The 7,783-nt window shown below is 62.5% G+C and carries 7 protein-coding genes; 1 reads left to right on the forward strand and 6 read right to left on the reverse strand.

Annotation, left to right across the window (positions count from 1 at the left end; genetic code table 11):
• From EOA22_RS18450 to EOA22_RS18475, 6 genes are all read right to left on the reverse strand, one after another.
• Positions 1 to 804 (reverse strand): ABC transporter permease subunit (locus EOA22_RS18450; RefSeq protein ID WP_127390129.1); only part of this gene is annotated, 804 nt, incomplete at its 3' end.
• 4 nt (positions 805 to 808) lie between these two features.
• Positions 809 to 1,783, reverse strand: coding sequence for an ABC transporter permease subunit (locus tag EOA22_RS18455; protein ID WP_063170075.1), 975 nt, complete (start codon positions 1,781 to 1,783; stop codon positions 809 to 811).
• A 9-nt stretch (positions 1,784 to 1,792) separates the two neighbouring features.
• Positions 1,793 to 2,932, reverse strand: coding sequence for an ABC transporter ATP-binding protein (locus EOA22_RS18460; protein ID WP_063170074.1), 1,140 nt, complete (start codon positions 2,930 to 2,932; stop codon positions 1,793 to 1,795).
• A gap of 84 nt (positions 2,933 to 3,016) precedes the next feature.
• On the reverse strand, positions 3,017 to 4,114 hold the full coding sequence (locus EOA22_RS18465; RefSeq protein WP_013530248.1) for a polyamine ABC transporter substrate-binding protein: 1,098 nt from the start codon (positions 4,112 to 4,114) through the stop codon (positions 3,017 to 3,019).
• 340 nt (positions 4,115 to 4,454) lie between these two features.
• The gene (locus EOA22_RS18470; RefSeq protein WP_063170073.1) at positions 4,455 to 5,405 is read right to left on the reverse strand and encodes a DMT family transporter; all 951 of its coding nucleotides are present in this window, start codon (positions 5,403 to 5,405) and stop codon (positions 4,455 to 4,457) included.
• Positions 5,406 to 5,555: 150 nt separating this feature from the next.
• Positions 5,556 to 6,998 (reverse strand): XRE family transcriptional regulator, encoded by a 1,443-nt coding sequence (locus tag EOA22_RS18475; RefSeq protein ID WP_013530246.1) that lies wholly within the window; start codon positions 6,996 to 6,998, stop codon positions 5,556 to 5,558.
• 228 nt (positions 6,999 to 7,226) lie between these two features.
• On the opposite strand from EOA22_RS18475, the gene EOA22_RS18480 reads away from it, so the two are divergent.
• A partial coding sequence (locus EOA22_RS18480; RefSeq protein ID WP_206521299.1) for an isocitrate lyase/phosphoenolpyruvate mutase family protein occupies positions 7,227 to 7,783 on the forward strand: 557 nt, incomplete at its 3' end.

Below are 7,783 nucleotides of genomic sequence, written 5' to 3' on the forward strand. Positions count from 1 at the left end.
GGCCTGCGCGGCGAGATGGCGCTTCACCACCCGCCGCTTGTTGGCAAGCGAGGCGATGATGACGCCGATCGCCACGACGGCGATCAGGATGGTGCAGGCGGCGTTGATTTCCGGCGTCACGCCGAGGCGAACCTGGCTGTAGATCTTCATCGGCAGCGTCGTCGCGCCCGGCCCCGAGGTGAAGCTGGCAATGACCAGATCGTCGAGCGAAAGGGTGAAAGCCAGCATCCAGCCGGAGACGATCGCCGGCATGATGACCGGCAATGTGATCTGGAAGAAGGTCTTCACCGGCGTGGCGCCAAGATCCATCGCGGCTTCCTCCAGCGAGCGGTCGAAAGTCATGAGCCGCGACTGCACGACCACGGCGACGAAGCACATGGTCAGCGTGATGTGGGCGAGCGTCACGGTGAGGAAGCCGCGGTCGAGCCCGACGGCGACGAAGAGCAGCAGCAGCGACAGGCCGGTGATGACTTCCGGCATGACCAGCGGCGCAAAGACCATGCCGGAAAACAGCACCCTGCCCTTGAAGCGCGTGTAGCGGGTCAAGGTGAGTGCCGCCAGCGTGCCCAGCACCGTCGCAACCGTGGCCGAGATCAGGCCAACACGCGCCGTCACCCAGGTCGCGTCCATGAGACCCTGGTTGTGGAACAGCGAGACGTACCATTTGGTCGAGAAACCGCCCCAGACCGTGACCAGTTTCGATTCGTTGAACGAGAAGACGATGAGCAGCACGATCGGCAGGTAGAGAAAGGCAAAGCCAAGCACGATCGAGGTGATGTTGAAGCGGCTCCAGGTGGCGTTCATGAGGTCACCTGTCCATTTCCTGAGCGCGCGCCTGAGCCCGCTGGAAGAGCATGATCGGCACGATCAGCAGCAACAGCAGGATGACGGCCACGGCCGACGATACCGGCCAGTCGCGATTGGCGAAGAACTCGTTCCACAACGTCTTGCCGATCATCAGCGTCTGCGATCCGCCGAGCAGATCGGGAATGACGAATTCGCCGACAGCCGGAATGAACACCAGCAGACAACCGGCGATGACGCCGGGCAGCGACAGCGGGAAGGTGATTTTCCAGAACGCACTGGTCGGCGGGCAACCGAGATCCTTGGCCGCCTCGATCAGCGAATAGTCCATCTTCTCGAGAGCGGAATAGAGCGGCAGCACCATGAACGGCAGGTAGGAATAGACGATGCCGATGAAGATCGCCGTATAGGTGTTGAGGATGATCAGCGGCTGGTGGATGATGCCGGTGGCGAGCAGCAGCTGATTGAGCAGCCCTTCGGGCTTGAGAATGCCGATCCAGGCGTAGACGCGGATCAGGAACGAGGTCCAGAACGGCAGGATGACCAGCATCAGCAAGGTCGGGCGGATCGTCGCCGGCGCGCGCGCCATGCCGTAGGCGATGGGGTAGCCGACGAGCAATGTCAGGACCGTCGAGACCGCGGCGATGATGACGCTGGTCACATAGGCGTTGAAGTAGAGCGCGTCCTGCGTCAGCCAGGTGTAGTTGTCGAGGCTGAGCTGTTTCAGCTGAGCCAGGAACCCTGAGATACCGCCGCTGAAATCGAGCGCCGGCGTATAGGGCGGAATGGCGATCGCCGTCTGCGACAGCGAGATCTTGAAGACGATGACGAACGGAATGAGGAAGAAGAACAGCAGCCAGACATACGGGATGATGATGACCAGTCGGCCAACGAAGGCAGCACCCAGCCTGGCAAGGATGGATCTGCCGGCATTGGATGCCGGAGAGGCTGATGCTGTGGTGACGGCGGCGCTCGACATGGTCGCCCCCTACCGCGTCAGCACGACGCCGGCGTCGGGCCGGAAGGAAACCCAGGCGCGGTCGTTCCAGCTCAACGGATCCTCGGTGATGCGGGCCGCGTTCATGGTGCTGGCGCGCACCACCTGGCCGTCGTCCAGCCTGACATGATAGACGGTCATGTCGCCGAGATAGGCGATGTCGTAGACCTCGCCCTCGATGGCGTTGACGGCCTCGGCCGGCTTCTTCGACGACACCTTGATCTTTTCGGGCCTGATGGCGAAGGTGACGGCCGTCCCGGCCCCGGCGGTGCCGGCATTGTCGGTGCGGATGGTGATGCCGTTGCCGGCGTCTATGCAGGCGCTGCCCGCCTCGCCACGCGCGATCTTGCCCTCGAACATATTCACGTTGCCGACGAAGCCAGCGACGAAACGCGATCCCGGCGCCTCGTAAACTTCGGCCGGCGTTGCCACCTGCATCACCTCGCCCTTGTCGATGATGGCGATGCGATCGGCCATGGTCATCGCCTCTTCCTGGTCGTGGGTGACGACGACGAAGGTCAGGCCGAGATTCTGCTGCAGGTCCATCAGTTCGAACTGCGTCTCTTCGCGCAGCTTCTTGTCCAACGCGCCGAGCGGCTCGTCGAGCAGCAGCACCTTCGGCCGCTTGGCGACCGAGCGGGCGAGCGCGACGCGCTGGCGCTGGCCGCCGGACAGTTGATGCGGCTTGCGCTTGGCGAACTGCTCGAGCTTGACCAGCTTCAGCATCTCGGCAACGCGCGATGCGATTTCGGGCTTCGGCATGCCGTCCTGCTTGAGGCCGAAGGCGATGTTGTTCTCGACCGTCATATGCGGGAACAGCGCATAGGACTGGAACATCATGTTGACCGGCCGCCGGTAGGGCGGGATGCCGCGCAGATCCTGGCCATCGAGCAGAATGCGGCCGGCTGTCGGCTCCTCGAAGCCGGCGAGCATCCTGAGCAGCGTCGACTTTCCACAACCGGAAGCACCGAGCAGCGCGAAGAACTCGCGCTCGAAGATGGTCAGAGACAGATTGTTGACGGCGGTGAAGTCACCGAACTTCTTGGTGACGTTGTCGAACTGGATGTACGGCTTGGCGTTCGGGTCGTTCCACGGTGCAAAATCCCTGCGGATGCTGCCAAGCGATTTCATGTCCCACTCCGTCCTGATTTTCTTGCTTCTTGCCCCAGGTAAAAACGGTCCCGGCAGGTGGCTGCCGGGACCGTGTCGGATTGCTTACTGGCCGGTGACGATCTTGGTCCAGGTGCGCGTGATGACGCGCTGGGTCTTGGGATCGTATGGCGAGACGGTGTAGAGCTTCTTTATGGTCTCGGCATCGGGATAAACCGAGGGATCCTCCAACAGTGCCTTGTCGACGAATTGCTGCGAAGCCTTGTTGCCGTTTGCGTAGAGCACGTAGTTCGACGACTTGGCGATAACTTCCGGCTTCATCATGTAGTTGATGAACTCGAGCGCCTCCGCGACATGCGGCGCGTCGGCAGGGATCGCCATCTGGTCGAACCACATCTGCGCACCCTCCTTCGGCACGGAATAGCCGATCTCGACGCCCTGCTTGGCCTCGACCGCGCGGTTGCGGGCCTGGAACACGTCACCCGACCAGCCGACGGCCAGGCAGATATCGCCGTTGGCGAGCGCGTTGATGTATTCGGAGGAATGGAACTTCCTGATATAAGGTCGGACCTTGAGCAAGGTCTCCTCGGCCTTGGCGATATCGTCGGGCGATGTGCTGTTCGGGTCGAGGCCGAGATATTTCAGTGCAGCCGGAATGATGTCGGCCGGCGAGTCCAGCACGTAGACGCCGCAGTCCTTCAGTTTGGCCAGGCTGTCGGGGTTGAAGAAGACATCCCAGCTGTCGATCTTGTCGGTGCCGAGTGCCGCCTGCACCTTCTTGATGTTGTAGCCGATGCCGACCGTGCCCCACATGTAGTTGACCGAGTATTCGTTGCCGGGGTCGTACTTGGCCGTGCGTTCCGAAACCGTATCCCACATGTTGGAAATGTTGGGCAGCTTCGACTTGTCGAGCTTCTGGAACACGCCGGCCTGGATCTGGCGCGCAAGGAAATTGCCGCTGGGCACGACGACGTCATAGCCGCTGCCGCCGGCAAGCAGCTTGGTCTCAAGGATTTCGTTGGAATCGAAGGTATCATAGACGACCTTGATGCCGGTTTCCTTGGTGAAATCGTCGATGATCGAACTGTCGATGTAGTCCGACCAGTTGAAGACGTTGACGACACGATCTTCGGCGTGACCGCCGACGGTGAAAAATGTCAGGAATGCCGACGTTGCCGAAAGCCAGAGCGCTTTGCGGATCATGCTATTCTCCTTTGATGAGTGTTCCTTCACCGGCTCGTCGCGACATCAGCGCGACCGGCATTTTCTTCAGACTATTGAGCTTTCCAAGGGGCGACAAGCGCGAACTGCCGAGACCATGCAGGCGGTTCGATGAGATGGTTGGATGCCCCTGAGGCGGCCTGGGAGGCGTGCCAATACCGTCAGAGGCTTTCGCCATGGCGCGGGCAGAGATACGACGATATGGTCCGGTCCCGATCGGACCGGCTGGGAGACTTGGCAAGATACGCCTGTCTTGTTGTTGCCGTATTCCCAGCCTGCCCGTGCCGCAGCGACGTTGTCAATGGCAAAGCTGCAGGCCGCTTCAATTAGGTGACGGCACCCCGGTGACCCCTGCGCGTTCGGGCCTTGCCTGGCGCTTGAATTCGAGCCCGATATGGACGAGCAGCGCCGTGACCACAACCGCGCCGCCGATGATGGTGCGCCCCGACGGCACCTCGGAATGAATGAGCCAGACCCATATCGGGCCGAGGATCGGCTCGAACGTGCCGAGCAGCGCCGCGATGGCCGCCGGGATCAGTCGCGCGCCGGTGGCGAAGAAGGCCAGGCCGAGGCCGAGATTGACCACGCCGAAGGCAAACAGAAAGCCCATGTCACTGACAGATACGGTGAGGGTCGATGCCTGCGAGACGGCAAAGCCGGCCGCGAGCATGGTGCCGAGGCACGTCGCCGGCGTCATGCGCACGCCGGAGAACCGCCGGGTGATGACGGTGGCGACTGAAAACATGACCGCGATCAACAGCGCCAGCCCATCGCCTATGGGCGAGACGGCGCCATCGAGCGATTCCGACACCATGATGGCGACGCCGGTGATGACGGCGGCGATTGCCACCCAGGTCGCGACACCAACCCTTTCGCGAAACAATGCCCAAGCAAACAGCGCCGCCAGCAACGGCACGCCTGCCTGCATCAAAAGGATGTTAGCGACGGTGGTGTAGGCGAGCGCCACGACGAAGGCGGTCGATGCCGTGGCAAAGCAGATCCCGACGGCAAGGCCGGGCAACCCCATGTCACGGAACAGCTTCAGCATGCCACGCCAGCCGTCACGCCAAACCATGAAGCAGACCAGGAAGGCGGCTGCCCACACGGATCGCCAGAAAATGACCGTCCAGCTGTCACCGACAGTGATGAAGCGGGCGATGGCGCCGCCGAAACTCCACATCAGCGCCGACAGGAAGACCAAAAGCATGCCGACGCGCTCCTCGCGCGGCGAGACGGCTGGCGATGCGACGATCGGCGATGCGGTATCGATCATGGCTGCCACTGTCGGGCTCTTGTGGACGGGACGATGCGCAAGGGACGACAAAAAGATGCTCTGTTGGCGTAACGCAAAGGCGCAGGCCGGAACTGAGCCAGCGGCCGCCGACAATTGTGGCACCTTCCTCCATTTCAGAAGAACACGGCGTCACTGAAAATCGAAAGCACTCAGGCCCGTCACCATCTCGTCGAGGCCGAGCGGGCGCGTCACCGGCGGTTCTGCCCGCGCCAGGCAGCCGACGCGTTCGCAAAGCCGGCAAGCAGGCCCGACCGGCGTCGCCGCGACGGTGCCGGCCTTTGCGGTGATTGCCGCACCGGGCAATGCCGCGCCATAGACGATATCGTCACGAAAGCCGATGTCGCAACCGAGCAGCAGCGCGGTGCGGCGCGGGCGTTCCGAGAATGCGCCTTGCGGCCCTTCCAGCGTGCGGGCGATGCACAGGAACTCGGCGCCGTCGGGCATTTCCACTGCCTCGACGAAGACCTGGCCGGGCTGGGTGAAGGCGACATGCACGGGCAGCTTGGGACAGCCGCCGCCAAAGCGGCTTTGAGGAAAGCCCTGGCTGCCGGCCTTGCGGAAGCGGTTGCCGGCATTGTCGACCTCCAGCATGAAAAACGGCACGCCCGAGGCACCCTGCCGCTGCAGCATGGTCAGCCGGTTGGCCGCCTGTTCGAAGGAGACCCCGAAGCGCGAACGCAGGACATCGATGTCATAGCGGGCGCGCACGGCAGCCGCGTGAAAGGCCTGATAGGGCATCATCAGCGCATGCGCCGCATAACGGCCAAGTTCGAAGCGGGCCAGGCGGCGCGCCTCGTCGGTGCTCAGCTTGAGCGCCTGGATCTCGCCGGCGACCGCGACCGTCATGCGGATCAGGCAGGCCTCCATCGCGACTTCGCGCAACTGGTCGAACGGCGACAGGCGTTCGGACAGGAACAGGCGCTGCGAATGACGATCGTAACGGCGGCGCCAGTTCGGCATGGTCGCGACCGGCAGCACCTTGACCACGATGCCATATTCGCGCTTCAGCCAGGCCTTCAGCGCGCCGAACAGATCATCGCCGGGATCGAGCACCGAGGTGAACGCCGCGGCCTCCTCCTCGAGGGCAGCAAAATGGTTCGGCCGGCGCTCGAAAATCTCGTGCACCTCGTCGATCGGCAGGCGGGCGCCGGAGAGCGCCGTCGCCCGACCCTCGCGTGCCAGCAATTCGTTGAGGTCGGACAGGCGCTCGGCCTGCTCGCGATAGGCGCGGAACAGCTTTATCACGGCCGCGGACGCATTGGGCGCCGCCTCGGCAAGCTCGATCAGTTCCTGATCACCCGGCAACTCGCCGACCAGCAGGGGATCGGTGAACACTTCCTTCAAGGCAGCGACAGATCCCCTCGCCTCGCCCTGCAGCTCGTGTGGATCGACCTTGTAGACGGAGGCCAGCCTGAGGATCAGCTGCACCGTCAGCGGCCGCTGGTTGCGCTCGATCAGATTGAGGTAGGACGGCGAAATGCCGAGACCCTCGGCCATCGCCGTCTGGGTCAGGCCCTTGGCGTTGCGAATGCGGCGGATGCGCGGCCCGGCGAAGATCTTCTGGTCAGCCATGGACTGTCCTTTACAGCAATTTACACGAATTCCTGGGCACGGGCCTTTTACAATAATGACAAATTTACAACGCACTTCTGTCAAACGCAACACAGGTTTTCTCTTATATCCTCTCAGTTTACCTGATTTTTGTGGCTGATTTCGCGCAGAAATGTAAATCCAGTCATACCCAACTACCCCCAAATGATTGACGCCTTGACACAGATCAGCAATTCCTCGGAGTGACCAATGACTGATTTTTACAACCTCGTCCCATCGGCGCCGGAAGGTCGCTTCGACGGTATCGAACGACCCTACTCGGCGGCGGATGTGAAGCGTCTGCGCGGTTCGGTGCAGATCCGCCAGAGCCTTGCCGAAATGGGCGCCAATCGGCTGTGGAAGCTCATCCACGAGGAGGACTTCGTCAACGCGCTCGGCGCCATGTCCGGCAATCAGGCGATGCAGCAGGTGCGCGCCGGGCTGAAGGCGATCTACCTGTCGGGCTGGCAGGTTGCCGCCGACGCCAACACGGCTGGCGCGATGTATCCGGATCAGTCGCTCTACCCGGCCAATGCGGCGCCTGAACTGGTCAAGCGCATCAACCGGACGCTGCAGCGCGCCGACCAGATCGAGACCTCCGAAGGCAATGGGCTTTCGGTCGAAACCTGGTTCGCGCCGATCGTTGCCGACGCCGAAGCTGGCTTCGGCGGGCCGCTCAACGCCTTCGAAATCATGAAGGCCTTCATCGAGGCGGGCGCCGCCGGCGTCCACTATGAGGACCAGTTGGCGTCGGAAAAGAAATGCGG

Origin of the sequence: Mesorhizobium sp. M7A.F.Ca.US.014.04.1.1, assembly GCF_003998745.1 — a bacterium.
Classification (GTDB): domain Bacteria; phylum Pseudomonadota; class Alphaproteobacteria; order Rhizobiales; family Rhizobiaceae; genus Mesorhizobium; species Mesorhizobium ciceri.

What these genes read in the sequence shown, in the direction of transcription:
- EOA22_RS18475 (WP_013530246.1), bottom strand. Translation starts at nt 6,998, where the DNA reads ATGGCTGACCAGAAGATCTTCGCCGGGCCGCGCATCCGCCGCATTCGC.
- EOA22_RS18465 (WP_013530248.1), bottom strand. Translation starts at nt 4,114, where the DNA reads ATGATCCGCAAAGCGCTCTGGCTTTCGGCAACGTCGGCATTCCTGACA.
- EOA22_RS18455 (WP_063170075.1), bottom strand. Translation starts at nt 1,783, where the DNA reads ATGTCGAGCGCCGCCGTCACCACAGCATCAGCCTCTCCGGCATCCAAT.
- EOA22_RS18470 (WP_063170073.1), bottom strand. Translation starts at nt 5,405, where the DNA reads ATGATCGATACCGCATCGCCGATCGTCGCATCGCCAGCCGTCTCGCCG.
- EOA22_RS18460 (WP_063170074.1), bottom strand. Translation starts at nt 2,932, where the DNA reads ATGAAATCGCTTGGCAGCATCCGCAGGGATTTTGCACCGTGGAACGAC.